The following is a 240-nucleotide window of genomic DNA, read 5'->3' as shown; positions in this document are numbered from 1 at the left end:
ATGGCGATCGCGTTGCCCGCATAGATCGGCCGCTCGAAGGTGTCGGGGCTGTCGACCTTGGTGACGTCGCTGATCTGCGCCACATCGAGCTTGGCCGCCACGCGCGGCGCCACGTTCTTGCCGTTGGCCGTGGCCGGGAACAGGATGTGGCTGTAGTTTTTGGCGATGGCGAGAACTTGCGCAGCGACGTTCTCGGCCAAGTTCTCGGCCAGCGAGGGGCTGTCGGCGGCGATCACCTTG

At 65.4% G+C, this 240-nt stretch carries 1 protein-coding gene; it reads right to left on the bottom strand.

Annotated elements, in window-relative coordinates; genetic code table 11:
- The coding region (locus tag AC3A6B_RS29940; protein ID WP_487840257.1) for an adenine nucleotide alpha hydrolase family protein at positions 1 to 240 on the bottom strand (240 nt) is incomplete at both ends.

The organism is Variovorax sp. Soil_C_33, assembly GCF_057656935.1.
Note: the sequence above shows the minus strand (reverse complement) of the source record. Positions and strands in the feature narration are given on the sequence as shown.